This window comes from Synechococcus sp. N26 (genome assembly GCF_900473975.1).
Taxonomy (GTDB): domain Bacteria; phylum Cyanobacteriota; class Cyanobacteriia; order PCC-6307; family Cyanobiaceae; genus Parasynechococcus.
This window is the reverse complement of record NZ_UCNM01000011.1, coordinates 99,167-124,019: the sequence shown is the minus strand read 5'-3', so window position 1 is coordinate 124,019 and position 24,853 is coordinate 99,167. Positions and strand designations below refer to the sequence as shown.

The 24,853-nt window shown below is 63.7% G+C and carries 25 protein-coding genes and 1 pseudogene; 4 read left to right on the top strand and 22 right to left on the bottom strand.

The features are described 5' to 3' along the window. Positions 1 to 1,320 carry a sodium-dependent transporter gene (locus DXY33_RS11065; protein WP_115008619.1) on the top strand — a complete coding sequence of 440 codons (1,320 nt, stop codon included), beginning with the start codon at positions 1 to 3 and terminating at the stop codon, positions 1,318 to 1,320. 21 nt (positions 1,321 to 1,341) lie between these two features. On the opposite strand, the gene DXY33_RS11060 is transcribed toward DXY33_RS11065, so the two are convergent. From DXY33_RS11060 to DXY33_RS11045, 4 genes are read right to left on the bottom strand one after another with little or no spacing between them, the layout of a single operon-like run. Continuing rightward, entirely contained in the window at positions 1,342 to 1,569 is a 228-nt protein-coding gene (locus tag DXY33_RS11060) for a hypothetical protein (RefSeq protein WP_115132925.1), read from the bottom strand. Between the two features lie 35 nt (positions 1,570 to 1,604). After that, positions 1,605 to 3,086 (bottom strand): cysteine--tRNA ligase, encoded by a 1,482-nt coding sequence (cysS, locus tag DXY33_RS11055; protein ID WP_115132924.1) that lies wholly within the window; start codon positions 3,084 to 3,086, stop codon positions 1,605 to 1,607. Between the two features lie 46 nt (positions 3,087 to 3,132). Next, positions 3,133 to 6,093, bottom strand: coding sequence for a DNA polymerase I (gene polA / locus DXY33_RS11050; RefSeq protein ID WP_115132923.1), 2,961 nt, complete (start codon positions 6,091 to 6,093; stop codon positions 3,133 to 3,135). A 24-nt stretch (positions 6,094 to 6,117) separates the two neighbouring features. Then, positions 6,118 to 7,284, bottom strand: a complete 1,167-nt coding sequence (locus DXY33_RS11045) for an efflux RND transporter periplasmic adaptor subunit (protein ID WP_244276038.1) — start codon at positions 7,282 to 7,284, stop codon at positions 6,118 to 6,120. A gap of 51 nt (positions 7,285 to 7,335) precedes the next feature. Here DXY33_RS11045 and ychF point away from each other — a divergent pair, with 51 nt between their 5' ends. Continuing rightward, positions 7,336 to 8,427 (top strand): redox-regulated ATPase YchF, encoded by a 1,092-nt coding sequence (gene ychF, locus DXY33_RS11040; protein ID WP_115132921.1) that lies wholly within the window; start codon positions 7,336 to 7,338, stop codon positions 8,425 to 8,427. 95 nt (positions 8,428 to 8,522) lie between these two features. Here ychF and DXY33_RS11035 read toward each other — a convergent pair whose 3' ends face one another. Together DXY33_RS11035 and DXY33_RS11030 are read right to left on the bottom strand one after the other, a co-directional pair. Continuing rightward, entirely contained in the window at positions 8,523 to 8,771 is a 249-nt protein-coding gene (locus DXY33_RS11035) for a hypothetical protein (RefSeq protein ID WP_170951039.1), read from the bottom strand. 232 nt (positions 8,772 to 9,003) lie between these two features. Then, complete coding sequence (locus tag DXY33_RS11030; protein WP_256377211.1) at positions 9,004 to 10,275, bottom strand: MFS transporter; 1,272 nt, start codon at positions 10,273 to 10,275, stop codon at positions 9,004 to 9,006. A 5-nt stretch (positions 10,276 to 10,280) separates the two neighbouring features. On the opposite strand from DXY33_RS11030, the gene DXY33_RS11025 reads away from it, so the two are divergent. Next, a complete protein-coding gene (locus tag DXY33_RS11025; RefSeq protein ID WP_115132918.1) occupies positions 10,281 to 11,927 on the top strand; it encodes an alpha/beta hydrolase in 1,647 nt (548 codons plus the stop codon). Here the strand turns inward: DXY33_RS11025 and DXY33_RS11020 are convergent. From DXY33_RS11020 to DXY33_RS10960, 13 genes are all read right to left on the bottom strand, one after another. Then, complete coding sequence (locus DXY33_RS11020; RefSeq protein ID WP_115132917.1) at positions 11,921 to 12,940, bottom strand: ABC transporter permease; 1,020 nt, start codon at positions 12,938 to 12,940, stop codon at positions 11,921 to 11,923. The two genes, DXY33_RS11025 and DXY33_RS11020, sit on opposite strands and share 7 nt — an antisense overlap. Next, the gene (locus DXY33_RS11015) at positions 12,940 to 14,499 is read right to left on the bottom strand and encodes an ABC transporter substrate-binding protein (RefSeq protein ID WP_115132916.1); all 1,560 of its coding nucleotides are present in this window, start codon (positions 14,497 to 14,499) and stop codon (positions 12,940 to 12,942) included. The genes DXY33_RS11020 and DXY33_RS11015 overlap by 1 nt, the downstream gene beginning before the upstream one ends. Positions 14,500 to 14,587: 88 nt before the next feature. Beyond that, positions 14,588 to 14,824: a hypothetical protein gene (locus DXY33_RS11010; RefSeq protein ID WP_115132915.1), complete on the bottom strand. Its 237-nt coding sequence runs from the start codon at positions 14,822 to 14,824 to the stop codon at positions 14,588 to 14,590. Positions 14,825 to 14,925: 101 nt separating this feature from the next. Further along, complete coding sequence (locus DXY33_RS11005) at positions 14,926 to 16,233, bottom strand: homoserine dehydrogenase (RefSeq protein ID WP_115132914.1); 1,308 nt, start codon at positions 16,231 to 16,233, stop codon at positions 14,926 to 14,928. A gap of 93 nt (positions 16,234 to 16,326) precedes the next feature. Then, on the bottom strand, positions 16,327 to 16,749 hold the full coding sequence (locus DXY33_RS11000) for a SufE family protein (RefSeq protein ID WP_115132913.1): 423 nt from the start codon (positions 16,747 to 16,749) through the stop codon (positions 16,327 to 16,329). A gap of 7 nt (positions 16,750 to 16,756) precedes the next feature. Beyond that, positions 16,757 to 17,200, bottom strand: coding sequence for a hypothetical protein (locus DXY33_RS10995; protein WP_115132912.1), 444 nt, complete (start codon positions 17,198 to 17,200; stop codon positions 16,757 to 16,759). Between the two features lie 11 nt (positions 17,201 to 17,211). Beyond that, on the bottom strand, positions 17,212 to 17,760 hold the full coding sequence (locus tag DXY33_RS10990; RefSeq protein ID WP_115132911.1) for a 5-formyltetrahydrofolate cyclo-ligase: 549 nt from the start codon (positions 17,758 to 17,760) through the stop codon (positions 17,212 to 17,214). After that, positions 17,757 to 18,221, bottom strand: a complete 465-nt coding sequence (ruvC, locus tag DXY33_RS10985) for a crossover junction endodeoxyribonuclease RuvC (protein WP_115132910.1) — start codon at positions 18,219 to 18,221, stop codon at positions 17,757 to 17,759. Before ruvC ends, DXY33_RS10990 begins: the two co-directional genes overlap by 4 nt. Positions 18,222 to 18,239: 18 nt before the next feature. Continuing rightward, positions 18,240 to 19,328 (bottom strand): magnesium chelatase ATPase subunit I, encoded by a 1,089-nt coding sequence (gene bchI, locus DXY33_RS10980; protein ID WP_115132948.1) that lies wholly within the window; start codon positions 19,326 to 19,328, stop codon positions 18,240 to 18,242. Positions 19,329 to 19,348: 20 nt separating this feature from the next. Beyond that, positions 19,349 to 20,701 carry a DUF3370 domain-containing protein gene (locus DXY33_RS10975; protein WP_115132909.1) on the bottom strand — a complete coding sequence of 451 codons (1,353 nt, stop codon included), beginning with the start codon at positions 20,699 to 20,701 and terminating at the stop codon, positions 19,349 to 19,351. Beyond that, the gene (locus DXY33_RS10970) at positions 20,698 to 21,843 is read right to left on the bottom strand and encodes a serine hydrolase (protein ID WP_115132908.1); all 1,146 of its coding nucleotides are present in this window, start codon (positions 21,841 to 21,843) and stop codon (positions 20,698 to 20,700) included. The genes DXY33_RS10975 and DXY33_RS10970 overlap by 4 nt, the downstream gene beginning before the upstream one ends. Positions 21,844 to 21,871: 28 nt before the next feature. Beyond that, on the bottom strand, positions 21,872 to 22,618 hold the full coding sequence (locus tag DXY33_RS10965) for an RNA methyltransferase (RefSeq protein ID WP_115132907.1): 747 nt from the start codon (positions 22,616 to 22,618) through the stop codon (positions 21,872 to 21,874). A gap of 9 nt (positions 22,619 to 22,627) precedes the next feature. After that, positions 22,628 to 23,041, bottom strand: coding sequence for a c-type cytochrome (locus DXY33_RS10960; protein WP_025362444.1), 414 nt, complete (start codon positions 23,039 to 23,041; stop codon positions 22,628 to 22,630). A gap of 56 nt (positions 23,042 to 23,097) precedes the next feature. Between DXY33_RS10960 and petG the strand changes: the two genes are divergently transcribed. Beyond that, on the top strand, positions 23,098 to 23,214 hold the full coding sequence (petG, locus tag DXY33_RS12755; protein ID WP_071823076.1) for a cytochrome b6-f complex subunit V: 117 nt from the start codon (positions 23,098 to 23,100) through the stop codon (positions 23,212 to 23,214). Between the two features lie 10 nt (positions 23,215 to 23,224). Here petG and rsmD read toward each other — a convergent pair. The 3 genes and pseudogenes from rsmD to trxA form a co-directional block, all read right to left on the bottom strand. After that, a pseudogene (rsmD, locus tag DXY33_RS10950) lies at positions 23,225 to 23,764 on the bottom strand (16S rRNA (guanine(966)-N(2))-methyltransferase RsmD); the annotation flags it as partial. Continuing rightward, positions 23,761 to 24,402, bottom strand: coding sequence for an imidazole glycerol phosphate synthase subunit HisH (gene hisH / locus DXY33_RS10945; RefSeq protein WP_115132905.1), 642 nt, complete (start codon positions 24,400 to 24,402; stop codon positions 23,761 to 23,763). The gene hisH and the pseudogene rsmD, both read right to left, overlap by 4 nt. Before the next feature lie 26 nt (positions 24,403 to 24,428). Then, positions 24,429 to 24,752, bottom strand: coding sequence for a thioredoxin (trxA, locus tag DXY33_RS10940; RefSeq protein WP_006851354.1), 324 nt, complete (start codon positions 24,750 to 24,752; stop codon positions 24,429 to 24,431). Between the last annotated feature and the right edge of the window lie 101 nt (positions 24,753 to 24,853).

The window sequence follows — 24,853 nt, the reverse complement described above, 5'->3', positions numbered from 1 at the left end:
ATGGCGAAGGAACAGTGGCGATCGGGCCTGGGGTTTGTCCTGGCGGCTGCGGGCAGTGCCGTGGGTCTGGGCAATCTCTGGGGCTTTGCCTACCGCGCCTCCCAGGGAGGTGGCGGCGCCTTCCTGCTGCTCTACGTGGTGATTGTGCTGTTGGTCTGCCTGCCGGTGCTGGTGGCCGAAATGGTGCTGGGGCGCAGCACCGGCCAAAGCCCCCTGCTCGCGCCAGTGGCGGCCGCCGGTCGCCGTTGGCAGCCGATGGGTTGGCTGTTCGTGCTGGCGGCCAGTGGAATCCTGGCCTTCTATGCCGTGTTGATGGGGTGGACCGGGGCCACCCTGGTGCAGACCCTCACCCAGGGGCTCCCGGCGGATATCGCTTCAGCGGAAGCCTTTTTCGCCGGCCTCAGTGGCGGCCGCTCCGCCTTGATCGGCCAGCTGCTCAGCCTGGTGGCGACTGCTGCTGTGGTGGCGGCCGGCGTGCGCGGAGGCATTGAGCGTTTGTCCCGCTGGGGGCTGCCGCTGTTGTTTGTGCTGCTGATTGGCCTTGCGGTATGGGCCGCTGGTCTTGATGGGGCCTCGGAGGGCTATCGCACCTTCCTGCTCCGCTGGGACAACAGCCAGTTGCAGGACCCCACCACGATTCGCAATGCCTTCACCCAGGCCTTCTTCTCGATTGGCACGGGCATCGGCTGCATCCTGGCCTATTCGGCCTACCTGAGCCGGCGCGCCCACCTGCCGCGGGAAGCCGTGGCGGTGGTGGGGATGGACACCGCTGTGGGCTTGCTGGCCGGCATGGTCACCTTCCCCGTGGTGATGAGCTTTGGCCTCCAGGATGTGATCAGTGGCTCCACCCTGGGCACGATCTTCATCGCGCTGCCCACGGGCCTGGGCTCGCTGGGCGCCACAGGTCAGCTGGTGGCGGTGCTCTTTTTTGCTCTGGCCCTGATTGCAGCGATCACCTCAGCGGTGTCGCTGTTGGAGGTGCCGGTGGCCTGTTTGATCGATCGCCTGGGGTGGAGCCGCTCCCGGGCCGTCTGGGTGTCCGCGGCGTTGATCTTTGTGGCCGGTCTTCCAGCGGCCACCTCCATGGAGGTTCTCGGCTGGATGGATTCCGTGTTTGGGGGCCTGCTGCTGATTCTGGGGGGCTTGCTCCTGGCCCTGTTGCTGGGTTGGGTGCTTCCCGCCCGTTTTCAAGAGGAGCTCAGCCATTCGGGGAGCCCGATCTGGCTGCAGCGCTTTCTGCTGGTGATGCTGCGCTGGATTTCGCCGCCAGTGATCGCCGTTGGTCTGGTGATCAGCGTGATTGATCTGATCCCTAGCTGAGGAGATTCACCTGGAGAGTGCCTACGGCTGATCCGAGGAATTGAGCATGGATTCCATCTTGCGAATCCTCTGCAGCATCTTGTCCCACACCTCTGCTTTCCAGGCTTGCTCCGCATCGCCCGTGGACGCGGCCAGTTGCTTCTGAGTCGTGAGCTTCGCCTCAAGATCCTCGCCGGCATCAAGGGCCTTCATCAGCTCCATCTCGAGCTTGGCGGTTTCCATGAAGTTCAGCTTCTTCAGCCAGAGCATGGGGAGCAACAGGATCGGGGTTCAGTCTGCCGGGATCAGGCGCGGATCCACTCCGTCACTCCGCCGGGTTTGTCGATCAGCTCCACCCCTTGGGCGACGAGCTCATCCCGGATCCGGTCGGCCTCCGCGTAATCCTTGGCTGCTTTCGCTGCCTTGCGCGCCGCAATGGCTGCATCAATGGCGCCGTCGTCGAGGCTGGTGGCGGCTTCCGCTTCCGAGCGCAGTCCCAGTACCGCCGCCAGGTGTCGCAGCAGCTGCCAACGCCCCTCCAGACCTTTCAACTCCGGCTCAGGCAGGGCGGAGTCTTCCCCCCGTTCCAGCCGGTTGGCGAGGGCCCGTAGGGGCTTGGCCAGATCGAACAGCACGGCCAGTCCGCCCGAGCTGTTGAGGTCATCGTCCATGGCGCTGATGAAGCGTTGTTCGAACTCCACCAGAGCGGTGTCGGCTGGACCTCCGTTGGCGGTCATGGCGCCCTCTGTGAGCGGTGGGGCGATGCTCCAGCCAAGGCTCTCGCCGTGGCGATCGCCAAGGCTCAGGGCCGCATTCAGACCCTTCCAGCCGGTGGCTGCGGCCTCAAGGGACTCGGCGGTGAAATCAAGCGGTTTGCGGTAGTGCGCCTGCAGCACAAACAGGCGAAGGGTCATCGGCGAGATTCCACTGTCCAGCAAGGCGCGGATGGTGGTGAAGTTGCCAAGCGATTTGGACATCTTGGTGCCACCGACATTGACCATGCCGTTGTGCATCCATAGCTTCGCCAGGGTTGTGCCGTTGGCGGTTTCCGATTGAGCAATCTCGTTTTCGTGGTGCGGGAACACCAGATCTCCGCCACCGAGGTGAATGTCAATGGTTTGCCCCAGTTCCTGGCGCACCATCGCTGAGCATTCGATGTGCCAGCCCGGGCGGCCTGGCCCCCAGGGGGATTCCCAGCTGGGTTCTCCGGCTTTGGCCCCCTTCCACAGGGCGAAATCAAAGGGATGACGCTTGCGGCTTTCCTCTCCATCAGCGGTTCGACCGCTGGCTCCTTGCTGCTGGTCTTTGGGGTCGCGGCCGCTGAGCTTGCCGTAGTTCTTGGCCTTCGAAATGTCGAAGTAGACATCACCGTCTGAGCTGTAGGCGGCTCCTTTGGATTCCAGTTCGCTGATCAGTGTCTGGATGCCTTCGATGCAGCCGGTGGCCCGTGGCATTCGGTCGGCCGGGAGAATATTCAGACGCCCCATGTCGACCTCGAACGCTTCGATATTGCGTTCACTCACCGCCTGCATCGTGATGCCCTCCTCATTGGCGCGGTTGAGGATCTTGTCGTCGATGTCGGTGTAGTTCTGGACGTAGGTGACGTCGTACCCGCGCCAGATCAGATATCGCCGCAGCACATCCCAGTTGATGTAGCTGCGGGCATGCCCCAGGTGGCAGAGGTCATAGACCGTCACGCCGCAGCAATAGATGCTGGCTTTGCCCTCGGTGAGGGGCTCGAACGCTTCGGTGCGGCTTGTGAGGCTGTTGGTGAAGCGCAGGGACACAGCTGATCAGGAGCTCAGGATGAGGCTACGGCCTGTTCGGCTGCGTTTATTTCGCCTCCATCCAGTTCGCGCCGACGCCGGTCTCCACCACCAAGGGAACACTCAGCGCAACGGCCTGTTCCATGGTCTGCACCACCAGCTCTCGGATGGCGTCCAGGGCGTCCGGCGCCACCTCGAGCACCAGTTCGTCGTGCACCTGCAGCAGCAGCTGGGCCGGTAGGCCCTGACGCTGCAGGGCGTCTTGCAGCTGCACCATTGCCACTTTGATGATGTCGGCACTCGAGCCCTGAATCGGGGCATTCGCCGCCGCCCGCAGTTGCTGCGCCTCCATGCCGCCGCGGCGGGCCACGTCTAGGTCGATCTCTAGTGGGTCCTTGCCAAGCAGCCGCCCCAGGCCGTTGCGATCGAAGTGGAACGGCCGCCGGCGGCCGAGAATCGTTTCCACATAACCGCGGCTGAGGGCGAGCCGCTCTTGCAGCTCGAGGAAGGCGAACACCTTCGGGTAGCGCTGCTTGTACTTGGCCAGGAACTCCTTGGCTTCGCTCTGGCTCACGCCGGTTTCCCTGGCGAAGCGCTGGGCTCCCATGCCATAGATCACACCGAAGTTGATCGTTTTGCCGAGCCGACGCTCGTCCGGGCTGACTTCGTCTTTGTCCAGCAGCAGCCTGGCGGTCAGCGCGTGCACGTCGTCGCCGCTGCGGTAGGCCTCCTGCAGCACCTCTTCTCCAGAGAGGTGGGTGAGGATGCGCAGCTCGATCTGGGAGTAATCAGCGCTGAGCAGGGTCCAGCCCTCCTGAGGCAGGAAGGCCTTGCGGATCCGGCGGCTGTACTCGGTGCGCACCGGAATGTTCTGCAGGTTGGGATTGCTACTGCTCAGCCGCCCCGTTGCCGTTACGGCCTGGTTGAAATCGGTGTGGACCCGCCCGGTTTCCGCTTCCACCAGCTGCGGCAAGGCGTCGATGTACGTGCTCTTGAGCTTGCTGAGCACCCGGTGCTCCAGCACCAGGGGCACCACCGGGTGGTCGTTGCCGAGTTTCTCCAGCACGGTGGCGTCGGTGCTGAAGCCGGTTTTGGTGCGACGGGATTTCTTGCGATCCAGGCCAAGGGTGTCGAACAGCAGCTCCCCCAGCTGCTTGGGTGAGGCCAGGTTGAAGTCCACTCCAGCGGCTGCTTTGGCGTCGGATTCCAGCTGCTGCAGGGTGGAGCCCATCTCCTCGGAAAGGCCCTGGAGATAGGGCACATCAATGCGGATTCCGGTGGATTCCATCCGGGCCAGCACCGGTTCCAGCGGCTGCTCCACCTGCTCCAGCAATGGCAGCAACTGCGGACCCATGACCTCCAGCTGACGTCGCAGCAGCAGGGCGAGGCGATGGGTGACGTGCACGTCCATACCGCAGTACAGGCTGGCGGGCTCCAGCGGCACATCGGCGAAGGTTTGCTTCTTGCCCACCAGATCGGTGAAGACGGTGGGCTGGAAGCCGAATTCCCGTTTGGCCATCAGCTCCAGACCATGTTTGGCTGCGGCATCCCGCAGGTAATCGGCCAGCAGCGTGTCGATCACGACGCCCCCCAGGGCAACGCCATGCCGCAACAGGATCAAGCGGTCGTATTTGGCGTTCTGCAGAGCCTTGGGGTGGTTGCTGCTGGCCAGCCAGGGGGCGAGGGCGGTGAGCACGGTTTCCAAGGGCAGCTGCTCCGGGCTGCTGTCTTCACTGCCTTTGTGACCCAGCGGGATGTAGGCGAGTGCGTCGAGGGCCCCTCCCCAGCAGATGCCGATGCCGACGAGTTCGGCGCGGAATGGGTTGAGGTCGGTGGTCTCGGTGTCGAAGGCCACAGGCAGGCTGCTGTCGGTGCAGGCCAATAGCCTTTGCACCAGGGCGTCCAGGGCCGTTTCGGTCTGGATTAGCTGCGGCTTCAGGGCCGGCAGACCCACGTCGTCTTGGGTTGTCGGCTCGGTTGCGGCTTCTGCAGCTACTGGTTCTGTGGTGGCTGAGCGCCGGGGGGTCTTGGCTGCAGCGGCCTCCGCATTGGCCCCGTAGCCCCCTTCGGAGAAGGCCGCCACAAAGCCGCCCACCTGGCGCAGCAGGCTGTTGAGCTCGAGGTCTTCCAGGCAGCTGCTCAGGCCGTCGGCATCCACCGACGACAACGGCAGGCTGGGTTCCTTGGGCAGGGGAACATCGACGAGGATCTCGGCCAGCTTGCGCGACAGGTAGGCGTTGTCGCGGTCGGCGCGCAGCTTTCCTTTCAGAGCTCCTTTGATGGCGCCCCGGCTTGCTTTCGGCCCTTCGGCTTCCACTTGCTCGAGGGTGGCGTACACCGCGTCGAGGTCGCTGTTGTCTTTCAGCAGGTTGATGGCTGTTTTGGGGCCAACACCACGCACGCCAGGGATGTTGTCGGAGCTGTCCCCGGTGAGGGCCTTGAGGTCCACCACCTTGTCGGGCATCACGCCGAGCTTGCCGAGCACCCCTTCTTCGCGGATCAGCGTTGGGCCACTGCTTTTGGCGTAGGGGCCGCCACCCATGTAGAGCACCGCGATGTCGCGGCTGTCATCCACCAGCTGGAACAGGTCGCGGTCTCCCGAGAGGATCCGCACGCCCCATCCGGAGTCGGCCGCTCGGTTCGCCAGGGTTCCCAGCACATCGTCGGCTTCGTAGCCCGGTGCCATGCAGAGGGGGAGCTGCAGGTGCGTTTCGAGGATCTGCTGCAGCTGTTCGAGGTCCTGGAAGAACACCTCAGGGGCCACATCCCGGTGGGCCTTGTAGTTGGCGTCCGCCTTGTGGCGGAAGGTGGGCTCGGCTGTGTCGAAGGCAATGGCAACGCCTTCGGGCTTCAGAGTTTTGCTGTTGTCCAGCAGGGCTTTGAGAAAGCCGTAGGTCACGCTGGTGGGCCGGCCGTCTTTGGTAGCCAGACCGCCTTCCCCCCCCTTGCTGAAGGCGTAGAAGCTGCGGAATGCCAGGGAATGGCCATCCACAAGCAGCAGAAGGGGCTTGGCGGTGGCCTCGGGCATGACGGTGTTGAAAGTGTGGGTGGGTCAATCGCGGCGATCGGCCCATGGGGGCAGATCGATGAACACGCGGGTTCCTGATTCGAGACCGTTCAGGATCGCAGTCTTATCGCCGCTGCTGTTGCCCAGTTCCACCGGCTGAAAACGTGGTTGCTGGTTTTCACCCACAAGCAACACACCCTGTTGGCCGTCTTCAAGGGTGATCGCCACGGTGGGCACCAGAATTTCGGGCGCACTGCGCCCGGTTTGGAAATTGATGTCGGCGGTCATGCCGATCTTCAGTTTCTTCTGCGGGTTGACGAAGTTCAGCTTCACTTCAAAGGAGGTGACGCTGTTTTCTTTCGCGGCGCGGGGGGCAACCTCACTCACCGTTGCCTGGAAGCGCTCATCGGGATAGGCATCCACCCTGATCTCGGCGGTTTGGCCGGGCTGGATGCGGCCGATGTCGCTTTCCGGAACGCGGGCCCTCACCTCCAAGCCTTGCGAGAGCTCAACGATCGAGGCGCTGGTGGCACCGGCTGTGGCCGAGGCGGCTGTGGTGGGGGTCACAAATGACCCCGGTTCGGCGTAGCGCGCTGTGATCGTTCCTGAGAAGGGGGCGCGGATCGTCTTTTCTCGGCTCTCCTGTTCCAGTTGCTCCACCCGTTCCCGGGCTGCCACCAGACCCGCCTGCCTGGCCAGCATCTCGAAGCGTGCATCACTGAAGTCGTCAGCGCTGAGCGCGCCGCTGGCATACAGCTGGCTGCGACGTTCGAAATCCTCCCTCTTGTTCTGATAGTTGGCGTCGGCCTGACGCAGCAGAGCCTGCTTCTCCTGCAGCCGATCATCGAGATCGCCGCGATCCATCACCGCCAGCACCTGCTCGTTCTCCACCACATCCCCCTCATCCACCATCAGCTCCGCCAGCAGACCCGGCTGGCGCGGACTCACGTTCACCTTCTGCTGGGCCTGCAGTTCGCCGCTGGCGCTGATCACTCCAGAGAGCACGCCGCGTTCAGCTGTGGTGGTGAAGGGCGTCAGATCCCGTTGACGGTTGCTCCCAGGACCGAAACGCAGCAGCAGCCCACCCCCGCCGAGGGCCAGCAGCAGCACTCCCACCATTGCTGTTTTGCGCCGTCTGGATCGTGCTTTTGCCACTGAGGCCAGCTCTGCTTCAGGCGATGGGGACGCAGGGGAGCGCAAGGACTGCAGCATGGGCCCACAAAACTTCACAACAGTCTCGCCGCTGGCCGGTAGATTCCGCCGATGCTCAAAGCCGGAATTGTCGGATTGCCCAACGTGGGCAAGTCCACCTTGTTCAATGCGTTGGTCGCCAACGCTCAGGCGCAGGCTGCCAATTTTCCGTTCTGCACGATCGAGCCCAACGTCGGCACAGTGGCGGTGCCCGATGAACGATTGGACCGGCTCACAGAACTGAGCAAAAGCCAGGACACCATTCCGACCCGGATGGAGTTTGTCGACATTGCTGGTCTGGTGAAAGGCGCCAGCCAGGGCGAAGGTCTGGGCAACAAGTTTCTGGCCAACATCCGTGAGGTTGACGCGATCGTTCACGTGATCCGCTGCTTCGAGGACGATGACGTCATTCACGTTTCAGGGTCAGTGGGTCCCTCCCGGGATGCGGAGGTGATCAATCTTGAGCTGGGTCTGGCGGATCTGGCTCAGATTGAGAAGCGCCGGGAGCGTCTCAAGAAGCAGATGCGCACCAGCAAAGAAGCGCAGGTGGAAGATGCTGCTCTTGAACGGATTCAGGCGGTGCTCGAGAACGGTGGTGCGGCTCGCAGCGTCGAGCTGAACGAGGAAGAAGCGGCGATGATCAAGCCCTTGGGGCTCTTAACCGCCAAGCCGATCATCTATGCCACCAATGTGAGTGAAGACGATCTGGCTGAGGGCAATGCCTTCTGCAGCGAGGTGGTTGAACTGGCCGCCAAGGAAGGTGCCGAAACGGTGCGGATCTCTGCCCAGGTGGAAGCGGAGCTGGTGGAACTGGGAGATGAGGAAACCGCGGACTATCTGGAAGGTCTCGGGGTAACGGAAGGTGGACTGCAAAGCCTGATTCGGGCCACCTATCGATTGCTCGGGCTGCGCACCTACTTCACCACCGGTGAAAAGGAAACAAGGGCCTGGACGTTCAAAGCCGGGATGACCGCTCCGCAGGCTGCCGGTGTGATTCACACCGATTTCGAGCGGGGCTTCATCCGCGCTCAGACCATCGGTTGGGAGAAGCTGCTGGAAGCTGGCTCACTGGCGGAAGCCCGCAACAAGGGTTGGCTGCGCAGTGAAGGAAAAGAGTATGTGGTGGATGAAGGCGATGTGATGGAGTTCCTTTTCAACGTTTAGTCAAAGCATTTGATTCCCTAGGCATTCCCTCTAGCGCTCTTTGACTGTTCAAGAGTGCTTGATTGGGGAAAATTCAGTGATCTCTAATGGTTCGTTTAGAGCAAGCCCGGAATGCATTTGTATCCCTTGAGGAACTTGCTCAACTTTCCACTGTTCATGATCCCACGTCCAATTGCCTCGCATTGATTCAAAGATTCAACTGGAATGAGTTCGATCTCCTGGGTGATTGTCCTCAGAACCAGGTAAGCCGCCTTCTTCCGCTCTCCATGAGCTACCAATGCCCATTCATCGTGCTGTGCGGCTTTGGCAAGCGGCGAAAGCACGACGGCAAGCAGCATTGCCATGAACCATTTCATTGAGCGATCTGATCTTGCTTTTGCAGTGTTGGGGCTAACACAGTTTGGCGGCTGATCATTCCTTACAAATTTTATAAAATGTGGACATCTGTCTCTGGTTGAGATTAATTGGTAGGGCAAGAGTAGTCAGGTCTTCTTCAGTATTTATCTTCATCATCTATCTGAGAGATGGCTTTCTCTTGGTCCTCGTATGGACTTCATCCTCTGGCGTCAGTTCTTATTAATGTTGTTGACCTGAACTCCCAGCAAGAGCATCAAAGCGTTGTTGTTCCGGCAGGGCAATGTCCTGGCCTGTTGCTGTCGCCCCGTAGCGCGGCTTGAGGCTGCGAAGGCTGGGGAGCACGACCAGGCAGGCCCCACCCATCAGCAGCCAGAGCAGCAGGCCACTGTTTTGAAGGTCCAGCAGGGCTCCTCCAGCCAGGGGGGCCACAATGGCGCTGATGGCGAAGCACTGGGAAAACAGCGCCATCGCCAAACCCCGGTGTTCCGGTGGCGTCTCTTCAATGACGGCTTCTGTGGCCGTGGGCAGGAAAGCGGCCTGGGCGAAGGCCATTGGCAGCAGGGCTGCCAGAACCAGGATCGTTCCGTTCTCGAACAGGGAGGAGAGAGCAATCAGGCTGCAGCCCAGACTGAAGCCCGCCAGGCTCAAGCCGAGGCCGAAGGCAACGCTTCGCTCCGCCAGCCAACGGCCCACCGGCCACTGCAGGCTCACCAGCAAGGTCAACTGAAGTGCGATCAGAGCACTGCTGTGGCTTTCGCTCAGGGCCGGTCGCGCCAGCCCGCCGCGCACCAGATCGAGGGGAAGCGCACTTTGTTGAAGGGCCAGGATCCCTGTGGCCACCACACTGATCAGCAGCACCGGTAGTAGGGGAAGCAACCAGGGCAGTCGGGTTGTTGGCCGTGGCCGTTGACCAACCGGCGCTGGGCTGTTGCTGCTGAGGTTGCGGTAGGGCGGACCGTCCTGGAGCGGAACAAGGCTGATCAGCACCAACACAGCGCCCATGCACACTGTTTCAACGATGTACACCGTCCGCAGGATTCCAAGGGTGGCGGCAGCGGTTCCGATCAGCGTGCCGATGCCGATGCCGAGGGCATCGGCACTGCGCACCAGGGCGTAGCCCCGCCCGGAGGGAAGGTTGCCGCAACTGAGGGGAACGGCCAATTCGATGGCAGGCCAGTACAGACCCGCCGCACAGCCCAGCAGCAGTTGTCCGAGCAGGTAGCTGTTGTAGTTGTCAGCCTGCAGCAGGATCAGATCAGCTGCAATGGCCAACAGGGTTGTGCCTCTCACCGGCCAGGAGCAGCGGATGCCGCGATCGAGCATTGCGCCGCTCAGCAGGCGCACCACCGTGCCGATCAGGGCAGAGACGGCCAGGCCGCTTCCCACTTCACGCGCTGAGAAGTCGATCGCATGAAAGATCAGCGGCGTCATGAACATCACCCCGCCGGCACCGATGGACGCCAGGAACCTCAGTCGGGTGACATTTCTCAGGGGTGATGGAAACTGGTTCCACCACCGCAGAGGGTCAGGCGTTGCTGCGCGGACGCTTAACAGGACGATGCATCGCGATGGGCTTGGTGGGCAGTCTGCTGCTCAGCACGTGCGGATCGTGGCCTGTTGGCTCCACAGAACGTGTGGAGGTCAAGATCGACGGCGTGGTTCTTCCGGTTTCGGTGGAGGAACTCGGAGCATTTGTGCGCTCGCCGACGGCTGATCCAGCGCAGCTCTCGCGATCGGAGCTGTCCACCTGGATGGGGCTTCTCTCCCCCGAGAACCGCGAGGGGCTGATCCGTCTGCTCCAGGCTCCGGTGCTCTCCCGCCGCAGCCTCGGGCGTCAGCTGCTCAGCAGCTGGGGGGCGGGTCCGCTACTGGATGCGCTGGGGGAATTGATTCGTGTGGAGGACGGACAGCGCATCAACCGTTCGCTGGTGCTGTCCACGGTGGAGCAGCTGCTTGAACGGCAGGAAACCTTTTCAACGCTGGATTTGTTGGAGGCGTTGCCCACCCCGCAGTTGTGTCTTGATCTGGATGCGTTGGTGGCTGCTTCCAACCGCTGGCGGTTGGAATTGAAGCGTCATCACGCCTTGATGCGGGCTTTGGCTCAGGAGGAGGCTCGGCTGCAGCCCCTTCAGGGCAGGGAGCGTTCTGCCTCGGCTGATGCTCCCCGTCACGCAACGCTTGTGGTGGGCCATCGTTCGCGGCCATTGCGGCTGGAACGTTGGATTCCCCAGTCGCCTCGTGTGGACCGGACCTGGGTTTTGATGATGCCGGGGCTGGGCGGGGACCCCAACCACTTCCACTGGCTGGCGCGTTCGCTGATGCAGGCGGGCTGGCCCGTGCTGGTGCTTGAGCATCCCGGCAGCGATGCCGCGGCTGTTCAGGGTTTGCTCGAGGGGCGGCAGTCGTTCGATGGTGCCGCAGCGCTTCGTGATCGCTTGGCTGACCTGGCGGCGGTGGTTGAGGCGCAGCAACGGGGCGATCTGAACATCCCCGGAACCGAGGTGGTGCTGATGGGGCATTCCCTGGGTGCCCTAACGGCTCTCCTGGCCAGTGGGGCGGAGCTGGTGCCCGGGATGGCCCAGCGCTGTGAAGCCGCCCTGGCGGGCTTGCCCCTCACCAACCTGTCGGAATTGCTTCAGTGCGAACTGGCGGCAGGCCGTGTGCTGGAGAGCAAAGTGATGGACCCGCCGCCCCGGGCGGTGGTGGGGCTCAACAGCTTTGGCGGGTTGATCTGGCCGCACCGGGCCAGTCGGACGTTGCCGATTCCACTGTTGATGGTGGGTGGGACCCTTGATCTGATCACCCCTCCTCTGGATGAGCAGCTGGCTCTTTTGGCTGGATTGGCGGAGCATCCCGCCAGCCGGGTGGTGGTGGTGGAGGGGGCCAGTCACTTTTCGCCGATTCGTGTGGATGGCCAGGGCAAGGCGTCAGAGGGGGACGACATCTTCCGGCTCGGCGAAGAGTTGGTGGGCGTCAATCCCCTCAGGGTTCAACGGGTGATTGCCCATGAAGTCATCCGTTTTCTTGATTCTCTGAACTCCCCGTCACCCAGCAACGATGCGGTTCACCTGATGGACGCCAGTTCCAAGACGCGCTGGCATCGTTTGGGCCGTCGCAGGGTCCAGCAGCTGCTGGATCAGTAGCGCACCCGTGGATCGAGGCTGGCCACCAGCAGGTCAACGGCAACACTCACCAGCACCACCAGGGCGGCGATTACCACCACGATCCCCTGAACGACGGGGTAGTCCCTCTGGTTGATGGCTTCCTGCAGCCGCAAGGCAATGCCTGGCCAGGAAAAGGTCACTTCAATCAGCAGGGCTCCACCAATCAAGGAGGCCACTGTGATGCCAGCAATGGTGAGCACCGGCAGCAAGGCATTGGGCAGCCCGTGGCGCAGGATCACCTGGCGCTCACTAAGGCCGCGGCTGCGCGCCGCTTCCACGTAGTCGCCGCGCAGGGTGCGTCGCAGGTTCAGTCGCAGGGCGGTCGTGAAGGTGCCGCTGAGCAGCAGAGCCAGGGTCCCCGCGGGCAGGATCAGGTGACGCACGGTGCCTCGAAAAGCGGCCCAGTTGTTCTGCAGAGCGCTGTCCAGCAGGAAAAAGCCGCTGCCCTCGGGGGGGAGAAGGCTGGGGGGGAAGCGCCCGCCCACCGGCAACCAGCCCAGGCTGACAGCGAACACCAGCTGCACCAGCATGGCCACCCAGAAGGGCGGCAGGGCATAGGTGCCCAATCCGTAGAGGCGTCCGCCCAGGTCGATCTTTCCCTCGGGCCGGGCAATGCCACTGAAGCCAATGCTCAGCCCCACCACAGCAGCCAACACCAAGGCGATCACGCTCAGCTCCAGGCTGGCGGGCAGGGTTCTGCCGATGATGGTTCGAACCGGCTCCTGGTTGATCAGGGCTTGTCCCAGATCGCCGTGGATCAAGCCGTTGAGGTAGCTGAGGTACTGATCCAGCAACGATTGATCCAGGCCCAGCCGAGCCCGCATCGCGGCTTTGGCGGCGGCGGGGGCACGGCTGCCGAGCACTGCATCCACGGGATCCCCTGGGGCGACGCGCAGCAACAGGAACACCAGGCTGGCGATCAGCCACAGCATCAATGGCGCCAGGGCGAGGCGGGTGGCGCTGTAGCGGGCGAGGTCTCGGGCACGTCCCATCAGTTGTTCATTGCTCCGTCCTGGCGGCGCTCCAGCTCAGCGAGCATCAGCTGACCACTGCCATCAAATCGTGGAGGGTTGAGGTTCAGCTGGGCCCAGGCCCGAGGTGAATCCAGCCAGACGGGGATGTAGGCGGCACCGTCGGCGGAGAGATGGTCCACACGGTCCAGGGCGGTGCGGCGGGCATCACCCATCAGCGTGTCGGAGTTCAGCAGGGCGGTCTGCAATCCGGGGGCACTCCAGAAGCTGCCGCTGATGGCTGCTTCTCCATCCGTGCAGATGTTGCCCTCCACCGAGGTGCAGCTCAACAGCGGCGTCAGATAGGCCTCCGGATCGGGGTAGCTGCCGCGCCAATCCAGCATCACGGCTTTGAAGGCACCTTCCCCCAGCTGGCGGTAGATGGTGGTCGACTCGACGCCATCGAGATCCAATACCAGGCAGTCCGAGAGGTCCCGTTGCACCTGGGCCTGCCAGGTGAGGGCCAGCAATTTGTCGGCGGGCACATTGGAGCGGAAGGTGAGCGGAAAGCGCAGGGTGCTGCCATTGCAGTAGCCCGCTGCCTGCAGCAGCTCGCGGGCCTGCTCGGGGTTGTGTTCGGGCCATTGGGCCATGGCGCCACCGGCCAGGCTGGGGGGCACCAGCGCCCGTAGCGGACGGCGCAGCCCGTAGCTCACCCGTTCACTGATCTCGCGTCGGTTCAGGCTGACGGCCAGGGCCTGCCTGAGCTTGGGGTCTTGGAATGGCTCCCGGTTGCTCAGCAGGGTGATGTAGCCGATCTCCATCGCCGGACCCACCGACTCGTGCAGCTCCCCCGCGCTGGCCCGTTCATGCAGGGTGTGGCGCTGGTCTTCGTCGATCGAGGCGGAGAGCAGCAGATCCACCTCGCCACTGCGCAATGCCCCGTAAAGCGCCGTGGAATTGCTCAGCGTGATCAGATCGAGGCCGTTGTTGCGCGGCGCCTCACCCCAGTACTGGGCAAAGGGCTCCAAGCGTTGCTGATGTTCGCTGAAGCGGGTCAGTTGGTAGGGGCCTGTCCCCACAAAGCGGTCGTGCAGAAAACGGTCCTGGTGGTTGCTGTAAGCCGTTGGTGAGATCGGGGTGAGGTTGATCGATGTCAGTAGGCCCTGCAGGGATGTGGAGGGGCGACTGAGGCGCAGCCGCAGGGTGTGGCTGTCGGCTTCCTCCACTGCCGCAATCCGATCGCCCACCACATAGCTGAGGGTTCCGATCTCGAGGAAACGCCGCAGGCTGAAGGCCATGGCTGCGGCATTGAACGGGGTTCCATCGTGAAAACGCACATCGGTGCGCAGGGGAACCGTGACGGTGCGACCGCTATCACTGAGAACCGGGGCCGATGCCGCCAGGCGAGGTTCCAGGGAGCCATCCCGCCTGAGGCGATAGAGCGGATCCCCCAGGGCGCTGATCAGCTGCGTGGCGCCGAGGGTGCTGGCCTGGGCTGGATCCAGGGAACTGATTCGCCCTGCAGAGGCCACCGTGATCCGGCTGGTGGGGGGCGGGGCCTGACACCCCATCTGGGTGATGGTGAGGGCCAGGGCCATCAGCGCGCCACCGCACGTCCATCTCGTGGGGCGATCGGTGCGCTTCAACGGGCCTCAGCCAATACGGGTCGGCCCATTCAACAGGGACTTACCCGACCTGGCGAATCCTTTCCAACGAGATTTCGAACACCGGTGAGCCCTCGTTGCTCTGAAGGGGCCAGCGGCGCACCCAGCAGCGGTCGTGGTCACCATCCACGCCGATCACTTGGTAGGTGTCGTCGTCACTGTCGAGATTGACGCAATCTCCCTGGTGCACCGTCATCGGATTCACCCCCTCCTCTAGGGGGCAGCCTTGACCGGGACTCGAACAGGAGAGGTTCTGCATGAACCGTTTCGAGCACAGATCTGAGGATTCAGGCCTGTGCTGTGAAAGTTATTGACACTTTGACGCACGCCAGTGGGCATTCGCCAGGGCTGAAGCGCTCCTTAGAGGCAGCCGAGGTGAGCGGCCAGGCCAGATACCTCCGGCAAAGCCTGGATGGCGTCCAGGGCTTCATTCATCTGACGTTGGCTCACTTCGTGGGTGATCACAACGATCTCGGCGCCGGCGTCGCTGGCATTGAACTGCACGATCGACTGGATCGACACGTTGCGTTGGCCGAAGCAGCCGCCCACGTTGCCGATCACGCCAGGGGCGTCTTTTGTCTTGAAACGCACATAGTGGCGTTGGCGAATGTCGCCTGAGTCGACCAGAGCGCAGGGGCGCCAGCTGCTGGCGGCCAGCAGGGGATCCACTTTCCCCGGCCCTTCACTGGCCTGGCGGATGCCGGCGATGTTGAGGATGTCGGCCACCACCGCAGAGGCGGTCGGGCCGGCGCCCGCGCCGGGGCCGTAGAACATCACCCGGCCGATGGGGTCACCTTCCACAAGGATGGCGTTGTTGACGCCGTTCACGCCCGCCAGGGGGTGGTCCTTGGGAACCAGCGTGGGCTGCACCCGCAGGGAGAGGGGCAGGGGATCGCCGCTTTCAGCCATGCGCTCGGCCACCGCCAGCAGCTTCACGCCGTAGCCCAGTTGATTGGCGTAATCCACATCCACGCCCTGGAGGCCACTGATTCCGTCGGTGGGAACGGCAGCGCGATCCACGCTGCCGCCGAAGGCCAGGGTCGCAAGGATCGCGATCTTGTCGGCCGCATCAAGACCGTCCACATCAGCTGCCGGATCGGCTTCGGCGTAGCCCAGCTCCTGGGCATCCTTGAGCACCGCGTCATAGGCGGCCCCCTCCTCAGCCATGCGGGTGAGGATGTAGTTGGTGGTGCCGTTGATGATGCCGCTGACGCGGTTGATGCGGTTGCCCCCCAGGGACTGCTTCAGTGGCTCAATGATGGGAATGCCGCCACCAACGGCGGCCTCGATCAGCACGTACACCCCGGCGGCGGCCGCGGCTTCAGCGATTTCCTGGCCGTGGCGTGCGATCACGGCCTTGTTGGCGGTCACCACGGATTTGCCGGCTGCAATCGCCTGGAGAATCAGGCTGCGGGCCGGCTCCAGACCACCGATCACCTCCACCACCACGTCCACGGCTGGGTCCTGAATCACCGCCGATGGGTCGGTGGTCAGCAGGCTTTCGTCCAGGGCCACGGGCCGGGGGCGGTTCAGATCGCGGACGGCAACGCGGATCAGCTCCAGTTCACCCACCAGCGGGTGACGTTCGCTGGGGTTCTGGAGGATCGATGCCACTCCACCGCCAACCGTGCCCAGTCCCAGCAGACCCACGCCGACCTTTGCTGCCATCCCCTGTGATCCGTGTTGGAACGTTTGCGAGCGACTCTATGTATTGACGTGATTCGGCTTCTGTTCCTGTCCCTGTCCTGATCAGCGCTTGGGTCAGCTGTCCAGTTGACGGGCCTGCTCCTGCATGGCCAGAAGGATGTTGAGGAAGCCATTGGCGCGGGATGGCGTCAGGCTGGCCTGCAGGCCTGTTGCCGCAATGAAGGCCGGGTCCACCGCCTGCACCTGGGCCGGCGTCAATCCATCCAGCCCTTGGATCAACAATGCGAGCAGTCCCTTGGTGATCAGCGCATCGGAGTCCCCCTGCCAGCGCATCACTCCTTCATTGAGGGCACCCCGCACAAACACCTGCGACACACATCCCTTCACCTTGATGTCGTCGGTCTGCTCCTCGGCCGGCATGGGCGAAAGCTTCTTGGCCAACCAGAGCACGTACTCATAGCGGCGCTTTGGATCGGCGGTGCCGCCCAGGCGCTCCACCATCCGGTCGAGGGCATCACTGCCGGTGCTGGTGGCCATGTGGGGCTCAGTCGTTTCGACGTCGCACGCTAACCAGCAGCCCCACCATCACCAGGCTGAAGGGGAACATGACCACCTCATTCAGATCCACTTCGCCGTTTTGAACGGGAAGTTCGAGGTAGTCGCGGTGGCCTGGACCTCCGTCCACCTGGAGATCAACGGTGCCGTTGCCAACGCTGCTGAGATCGAGGCTCAGGCGTCCCTCGGCATCGGTGCGGCCCAGTTCCTGCCCTGGCGTGCCATCGGCATTGAGCAGGCGAACAACGGCCCCCTGGGTGGGCTCACCGTTGGAAAAGCTGCTGCTCAATTGCAGATCGCCATCGAGATACTGCAGAGCACTTTCGATCTGATGGGCTTTGGCAGGGGCCAGCAGCGCGCCCTGCAGCACTGAGCCGAGCAGAAGCAGTGGAGCCAGCAGACGCAGCATGGAAGGGCGATCAATGGTGCCCATGATGCGGCCCCTCAGGCGGGCCGACCAGCTCCCTGTTCCGTGATCCAGCCGGTGAACGGAACATCCCAGGACTCTCGAGGCAACGCTTCGGCCGCAAGGCAGGTTGAGGGCAGCACCACCCAGGCCGGCACGGCAGCCCAGGCGGGATCAGCCCTGAGCCGGTCGTAATACCCACCGCCATAGCCCAGGCGGATTCCCGCGCCGTCCACCGCCAGAGCCGGCACCAGCAGCAGCGCCAGCTGATCGGGTTGCAGAGCATCTCCAGCGGCAGGAGCGGGAATGCCGCAGCCATCGGGCTGAAGCGGGTCCTCACCCCAGCTGCGGTAGATGAGCCGGCCGTTGCCATTGGCCACTGGCAAGGCCAAGGGCGGATGGGGACCCTCCCGCAGCGGCCGTAAATCCGCTTCCCCCGGAAGTGGCCAGTAGACCCCCACATGGCGGTTACCGCAGTTGGACTGGTCGATCAGCGCCGCCACGGCGTTCTGGATGGATCGCGTGGCGGCTTCCCCCAGATGACGCTGCGCTTTGAAGTGACGGCGGAGGGTTGGCTTGCTGCTCATCGCTGCAACCAGGCCGTCAGCGCCACCGCCAGGGCATCGGCCGCATCGTCCGGGCGGGGCGGTTCCTCCAGGTTCAACTCCCGCATCACCGCCTCCAGCACTTCATCCTTCTCGGCATGGCCGAACCCCGCCACGGCGAGTTTGATCTGCATGGGTGGGAACTCCACCATCGGGATCTTGAAGCGGGCCAGGGTCATCACCACCACGCCACGCGCTTGAACCACATTGATGGTGTTGCTGGATCGGTAAAAGAAAAACTTCTCCACGGCCGCCAGTTCTGGGCGCCAGATCCGGATCAGCTGGCGCAGGTCGCCAGCAATCTCCACCATGCGATCACCGTCGGAGCGATCGGAATCGGTCTGGATGATGCCGCAATCGAGCATGCGCTGGCATCCGTCCTGGATGTCGATCACCCCGTAGCCCACCCGGGCGAGGCCCGGGTCGATGCCGAGGATCCGCATGGGCTGATTGTGGGGGGATCAGGCGGCGAGGGCCAGTTCGAAATCAGCGCGGTCACTGCTCTCGCTGCGCTCAAACACCTTGCAGAACACCTTCACCACGCGGTCGCCGGAATCCACCTGCTCGAGGGGGTCTTTGCGCAGACGGTGGCGCAGGCAGCAGGAGGCCACGCGGGCCACGTCTTCCTCGCTCACTTCCGTGCGTCCTTCGAAGGCGGCCAGGGCCCGGGCAGCACGGTTGGTGACGATGTCACCCCGCAGACCATCCACATCGAGCTCGCCGCAGACGGCGGAGATGCGCAGACGCAGGTCCTCATCGATGGTCACCTGGCCGAGGCGTTGCTGGGCCTCCACCACCCGCTGTTGCAGGGCGTTTTGATTGCCCTCCACGGCGGTGCTGAAGCCATCGGGGTCGCTATCGAAGGAGGTGCGCTGGTCCACCACCTTCACCCGCAGCTCCGGATCACGCACGGTGCGCACTTCCACGCTCATGCCGAAACGGTCGAGCAGCTGGGGGCGGAGTTCGCCTTCCTCGGGGTTGCCGGAGCCAATCAACACGAAACGCGCGGGGTGGCGCACGGAGACGCCTTCCCGCTCCACCGTGTTCCAGCCGGAGGCCGCTGAATCGAGAAGCACGTCGACGAGGTGGTCGTCGAGCAGGTTCACCTCATCCACGTAGAGCAGGCCGCGGTTGGCTTTTGCCAGCAGGCCGGGTTCAAAGGCGCGCACGCCTTCGCTCAGGGCTTTCTCGATGTCGATGGTGCCGCAGAGGCGGTCTTCCGTTGCACCGAGGGGAAGGTCCACCATCGGCACCTGCCGCGGTTCAGTGCTCAGGGTTTCCCCCTGCTGCATCCGCTCGCGCACCTCACTGCTTTGCAGGTCGGGATCGCTGGCCGAGCTGTTGTAGGGATCGCCGGCGACAACGTCGATGTCCGGCAGCAGATCAGCCAGGGCACGGATGGTGGTGGATTTGCCGGTGCCACGGTCTCCCATGATCATTACGCCGCCGATGCGCGGATCGATCACGTTGAGAAGCAGGGCCAGCTTCATCTCCTCTTGACCGATCACCGCAGTGAAGGGGAAGACCCTGCGCTTCCGGGGTGCAGTCACGAGCAATTCTCTAGGCGTGCTCAGGATTGTTTCACAGGCTGCACGGTGATGACCTGCGGTGGCGTGGCATCAGCGGGATAGATCAGGCGAACGCGCACCTGCTTGGCCTCCCCTGGCTGGAGCATCAGCTGTCCCAAGGACGGTCCCCGCTGCCCCTGGCGCAGCACCAGGTGCTGGGTCTGGCGCCCCTTGGAACCACCCTCGGGATCCTCCAGACCCATGGTCTGCACTGGTCCGCGGAACATCACCGGACCGTTGAGGTCATCGCGGAAGCGCAGCAGAGAGGTGGTGCTGTTGCCTTTGAGGGGCGAATCCAGCGACAACTGCAGCGTGACCGCGGCTGAACCGGTGTTTTGCAGCGGCAGGGTGAGGTCGTACTCCACCCCGTAGTTACCATGGGCCGCCCAGGCGGTGCCGGGGTAAAAGCGTTTGAGTTCCGCGGTTTGCACCTGGTTAGTGGCGAGGGTGCCGCGCTCCAGGCTGCTGATTGGCCAGGAGATGGGGGCCGTGGGTGCGGCCAGCACCGGGCTTCCCGGGTCGGTGATGTGGGCCCGCCAGCTGCTGCCGATCTGAACACCGCTCACCCGGGAATAAATGATTTTGCCTTTGCTCCCCCGTGGGGTGGGTTGGTGCTCCTTGCTGCTCATGCGTTGCTCCTTGAGCAGCTGCAGCCAGTGCTGTTCGCTTGGAGCCTTTCCGTTTTCACCGTGGGCGGCCAGGGTGGCCAGCGCCACAGGGCCGGAGCTGTGGAAGCGCAGTTGCAGGTTGCGGCCGTTGAGCAGGGGATCGAGACCGGCCACGGGAATGGGCAGCAGCAGCAGCTGTGTGGGTGCGCCCGGTGCCAGGCTCCAGCGGCGGTTGGTGAGTTCCGCTGCGCGGCGGCCGGCCAACAGATCTCCGGCCACGCGGCTGCCGGGGCCAGACGCCACCACGTCGCTGGTTTCCGGCATCAGGCTCGGCAAGGGAAGAAAGGGGGCCTGGGTCTGGCCGGGCCCTGTGGCCTGCGAGAGCGAAGTGCTGCCCGAGAGCAGCTGCAGGGACACAGGAGCATTCCCCAGCGGAGCTGCAAGCACCGCCAGCCACAGGGTTGAGCTGGGGCTGCCCTCCGTATCACCGGCATACACGTGGTGGCTGAACAGGTCGAAGCGACCGTTGAGCACCACCGGAACCGACGCCGCCTTCCCATCGGGGAAGGTTGAGATCAGGATGCCGTCGTCATCGATCAGTTCGGGGTTGTTGTCGTTCACCATCAGCACTCTGTCGAGGCCTCCCGGCAGGGGGCGAACGCTCTGCTGACGCTCAATCACCTCCGCAGCGCCGGGCATGGCTGCAACAGCCAGCCAGGCAGCAGACAACAGCGGAGCGAGCTTCATGGCTTGGGCGGAACAGGGATGGGTTTGAGGTGCGGTGCCATGGCGGCGGCGAGCTGACGGATCAGTTCGGTGGATCGGGGGTCATTGAAGGGGCCCTCCACCAGAAATCCCGCCACAGCGCGTCGTCCGTCGGGGAGTTCGATCAGCCCCGCATCGGCGTAGGCGATGCCGATGTCACCTGTTTTGTTGTAGACGCGGTATCCCTTGCGGGCCAGGCTTGCGTCCGGTTCGCCCTGGGCGCCACCGAGGCCGCGCATCAAGCCCCTGGGCAGCAGCGTGTTTGTTATCGAAGTGCCCATCACCTCGCGAAACAGATCCCGGCTGCGTGGAGCCAGCAGCTCACCGCTGTCCACCAAGGCGATGGCCCGGCTGAGATCTCTGGCACTGGTGGTGTTGGTTCCGTCGAGATCCGGCAGCCAGTTGTTCACCACGGTCGAGGGTAGGTCCAGCTCCTGAAAGCGGGCGTTGATCGCATCCATTCCCCCCGCCCGGGCAATCATCAGGTTGGTGGCGGAGTTGTCGCTAACCCGGATCATTTCCGTGGCCACCTCATGGGTGGGGAAGCGACTGCCCAGGGGCCGGGATGCCATCCATCCGGCGCCTCCCCCCACCAGCTTTTCCGTGAGCGTGAGCGGTTCGTTCCACTGCAGTGTTCCCTGATCCAGCAGTTCCAGCACTGCGAGCAGGATCGGCGTCTTGATCGAGCTGGCGGCAGCCATCGGCCGTTCGGCCTGCATGGCTGCAAAGCGTCCGTCGTCGAGAATCAGCATGTAGGCGCTGGCCTGCAGATCGCTCTGTTGCGCGGCCAGCTCCAGCCAGCGCTCACTCAGCGCCCTGATTTCCTGCCTGGGGGCGAAGCGTGCCTGCTTCAGGCCCTTCGCCACGACAGAAGAAGTTTTCTTCCCTGAGGCATTTTCAGTGCTGGGCGGCTCCACGGCGTCACCGAGCAGCGTGGTGATCAGCGCTTGATCGGCCAGCCAGCTGGGCAGGGCGATCTCCTGTTGCTGAACGCGGGGCGCCAGCAGCCGCAGGCCGCTGCCGGTGAGCAGTCCAAGACCCACCCCCATCAACACCAGCCGCAGGATGAGCTGGGCCGGACCTCTCCAGCCGGCGGAGCGACGTGACGAACGACTGCTGCTCAACCTTTCAGCCGTGACTGTTCGGCAGAGATTAGGGGCGCTTGGCGCGGATGGCCCAGCGCAGTTGGCGCACCATTCCCCGCAGTAGAGCCACCTCTTCGGCGCGCACCGTGGCGCGTTGCAGCAGATCCCGCACCTTGGCCATGCGGGCGGAGGCGGTGTGCTCCAGCAGGAAACCGGCCTCCAGCAGCAGGTCGGTGGCGTCGTCAAGACAGGCTGAAAGCGCCTTGGCGGCTGCCGGGTCCGGCGATGGCGGCTCGATGCAGCGGGTTTCAGTGCTCCCGCTGTTGAGGCGGGCCAACTCATGCAGAACCACCGCCACGGCGTGGGAGAGGTTCAGCGAGGGATAGGCCTCCCCGCTCTGCAGGCAGAGAACCCTCTGGCAGAGCCGCAGCTCACTGTTGCTGAGGCCGCGATCTTCCCGTCCAAACACCAAGGCCATGGGGGCGTCTGAGCTGGGACTGCTGCCATCGCCGGCCAGCAACCAACCCAGGGCCTGCTCGGGTGTTTGCAGGGGGATTTCGCCATGGTCCAGGCGTCCGCAACTGCCCACGGTGCGGCGGCAATCGTTGATGGCTGTCAGCAGGTCGGGCACCACCACGGCCGCCTGAAGCAGCGCCTGGCCGTGCACGGCCATCAGCATGGCCTCCTCGCTGAGATGGTCACAGCGGGGGGCTACCAGGCGCAGTTCGCTCAGCCCGAAATTGGCGCAGAGCCTGGCCACGCTTCCGATGTTCAGGGGGCCGGCCGGCTCCACCAGCACGACGACAGCATTCAAGGCAGCGGCTCAGCTGAGGGTGTGCAGGTAGGCCAGCAGATCGGCCATCGATTGCGGTTCCATCTCAAAGCTCGGCATGGGGGGAGTTTCGCCACTGATGATCTGGTGCACCAGAACGGGGTCTTTGAGCTGGTTGCTGACGCCCTGAAGTTGAGGGCCCACCAACCCCTGGCCGGCAAGGCCGTGGCAGCCGGCGCAGTTGATCCTGAACAGCTGTCCGCCATGGTCCACGGCTCCCTGCAACTCAAGGCTGGCCTTGATGTAGGGGTCCTGCTGGGCGCTGCCCAGAACCCACAGCACCAGCACCACGCAAGCCGTCGCAGCCGACACCACGAGTGCGGCGATCAGGCCGCGACCCCGATCGCTCGAATCATTTGCATCAGCTGATGCCGATTCGGCCGCAATTCGTGACGGCTGGACCACAGACCTGGAGTTCCAATGAGAGAATTCTCCCTAATTCTGATTGCTGACGCGACGCAATGATCGAACCTCTGCTCTGCGGCATCGTTCTGGGTCTGATCCCCGTCACGCTGATGGGTCTGTTCGTGGCGGCATGGAACCAGTACCGCCGTGGTGGCAGCGCTCTGGGGGGCTGAGCAGCATCACGCTGCTGATGCCGTAGCGGCGTTGATCCACCACCGTCCAATCTGAGCCCGGTTCTAGGTTCAGGTTGGAGCGGTGTTCACACACCACCAGAGAATCCTGGTGAAGCCAATTCCCCGCGGCGAGGGCGATCAGACAGGGTTCGTAGAGGCCCTGGTCGTAGGGAGGGTCGAAATAGACGATGTCGAAGGGCTCCTGGCTCCAGCCCTTGCGCAGCCATGTAATCAGTTCCCGCCGTTCGGTGCGGATCTCCGGAGCCGGTGAACGGCTTGCCGCCACGGCACTGAGATTGCTGCGGGTGATGCGGATGCACTGCGGGTCTTGATCAACGGCCACCACACAGCGCGCCCCCCGTTGCAGGGCCTCACAGCCCATCACGCCGCTTCCGCTGCAGAGATCGAGCCAGCGGCAGTCCTGCAGGTGCGGGGCGAGGATGTTCATCACCGCTTCGCGCACCCTTGAGGTGGTGGGCCGAGCCGTGCGACCCCCGGGGCTCAGCAGCCGTCGCCCCCCGCTGAGGCGCAGTTGCCCGCCACCGCTCATGGGCAGGGTTCAGCCCCGTTGCGCAGCCAGGTCAACCAGCGCTTGAGCATCTCTTCTCCGGCATCGGACGACTTCTCCGGATGGAACTGGCAAGCGCCGACGCGGCCCCGCCAGACCACAGCGGTCACCTCCTGATCGCCGAAGGGGGCCGAGGCCTTGAGGTCATTTCGATCGCTGGGAACAGCGGCGTAGCTGTGCACGAAATACACCCATTCCGAGGGGGCATCGCTGCTGAGCAGTGGGCAGCTGCCGTGATGCTTCAACGGTGCCCAGCCCATGTGGGGGATGCGTTCGCCTCTGTTACTGGGCAGGCGGCTCACCCGTCCGCCCAAGAGCCCGAGGCCTGGATCGCTGCCTTCATCGCTCTGCTCAAACAGCAGTTGCAGGCCGAGGCAGATGCCGAGCAAAGGGCGATCCTCCTGGCCCCAGCGCAGCAGGTGGGGCACCAGTCCGGTGGCACTGAGGTTGGCCATGGCCGGATCAAAGGCGCCGACCCCGGGCAGGATCAGCGCATCGACGCCCTCTAGATCTTCGGCGTTATGGATCAACGAGCAGTCCTGATCAAGCCGCTCGAGGCATTTCTCCACGGAGTGGAGATTGCCCATGCCGTAATCGATTAACCCGAGGTTCAGACTCAACCGGTCGATCCGTTCTGGGGACGGATTCAGAGGTACTTGGAAATGGTGCCTGACAGGGTTGCCTTGGGAACAGCACCCACGACGGTGTCAACCTTCTGGCCGCCCTTGAACACCATCAGCGTCGGGATGCTGCGGATGCCGTACTGGCTGGCGACGTTGGGGTTCTCGTCGGTGTTGAGCTTGAACACCTTGATCTGGCCGTCAAATTCCTTGGCGATCTCTTCCACGATCGGAGCCACCATGCGGCAGGGTCCGCACCAGGGTGCCCAGAAGTCCACAAGAACCGGCACGTCGCTCTGGAGCACGTCCTGCTCGAAGGATGCGTCGGTGACAGCAGCAGCGCTGGACATATGAGCAGGGGAATGTAGGGAGAATTTAGCAACGGTTTCGAGCGAAAACACAGGTCTTCCCTGCTGAGAAGGGAACTGTGACAGTCGCTCTCCACAAAGAG

Excerpts from the sequence above, each read along its gene's own strand:
- DXY33_RS10975 (WP_115132909.1), bottom strand. The coding sequence starts at position 20,701 with ATGAAGCTCGCTCCGCTGTTGTCTGCTGCCTGGCTGGCTGTTGCAGCC.
- DXY33_RS11035 (WP_170951039.1), bottom strand. The coding sequence starts at position 8,771 with ATGGCAATGCTGCTTGCCGTCGTGCTTTCGCCGCTTGCCAAAGCCGCA.
- DXY33_RS11010 (WP_115132915.1), bottom strand. The coding sequence starts at position 14,824 with ATGCAGAACCTCTCCTGTTCGAGTCCCGGTCAAGGCTGCCCCCTAGAG.
- DXY33_RS11015 (WP_115132916.1), bottom strand. The coding sequence starts at position 14,499 with ATGGCCCTGGCCCTCACCATCACCCAGATGGGGTGTCAGGCCCCGCCC.
- ruvC (WP_115132910.1), bottom strand. The coding sequence starts at position 18,221 with ATGCGGATCCTCGGCATCGACCCGGGCCTCGCCCGGGTGGGCTACGGG.
- DXY33_RS11005 (WP_115132914.1), bottom strand. The coding sequence starts at position 16,233 with ATGGCAGCAAAGGTCGGCGTGGGTCTGCTGGGACTGGGCACGGTTGGC.
- DXY33_RS11000 (WP_115132913.1), bottom strand. The coding sequence starts at position 16,749 with ATGGCCACCAGCACCGGCAGTGATGCCCTCGACCGGATGGTGGAGCGC.
- polA (WP_115132923.1), bottom strand. The coding sequence starts at position 6,093 with ATGCCCGAGGCCACCGCCAAGCCCCTTCTGCTGCTTGTGGATGGCCAT.
- ychF (WP_115132921.1), top strand. The coding sequence starts at position 7,336 with ATGCTCAAAGCCGGAATTGTCGGATTGCCCAACGTGGGCAAGTCCACC.
- DXY33_RS10995 (WP_115132912.1), bottom strand. The coding sequence starts at position 17,200 with ATGGGCACCATTGATCGCCCTTCCATGCTGCGTCTGCTGGCTCCACTG.
- DXY33_RS11020 (WP_115132917.1), bottom strand. The coding sequence starts at position 12,940 with ATGGGACGTGCCCGAGACCTCGCCCGCTACAGCGCCACCCGCCTCGCC.
- DXY33_RS11045 (WP_244276038.1), bottom strand. The coding sequence starts at position 7,284 with ATGCTGCAGTCCTTGCGCTCCCCTGCGTCCCCATCGCCTGAAGCAGAG.
- DXY33_RS11060 (WP_115132925.1), bottom strand. The coding sequence starts at position 1,569 with ATGCTCTGGCTGAAGAAGCTGAACTTCATGGAAACCGCCAAGCTCGAG.
- DXY33_RS11065 (WP_115008619.1), top strand. The coding sequence starts at position 1 with ATGGCGAAGGAACAGTGGCGATCGGGCCTGGGGTTTGTCCTGGCGGCT.
- DXY33_RS11025 (WP_115132918.1), top strand. The coding sequence starts at position 10,281 with ATGGAAACTGGTTCCACCACCGCAGAGGGTCAGGCGTTGCTGCGCGGA.
- petG (WP_071823076.1), top strand. The coding sequence starts at position 23,098 with ATGATCGAACCTCTGCTCTGCGGCATCGTTCTGGGTCTGATCCCCGTC.
- DXY33_RS10990 (WP_115132911.1), bottom strand. The coding sequence starts at position 17,760 with ATGAGCAGCAAGCCAACCCTCCGCCGTCACTTCAAAGCGCAGCGTCAT.
- trxA (WP_006851354.1), bottom strand. The coding sequence starts at position 24,752 with ATGTCCAGCGCTGCTGCTGTCACCGACGCATCCTTCGAGCAGGACGTG.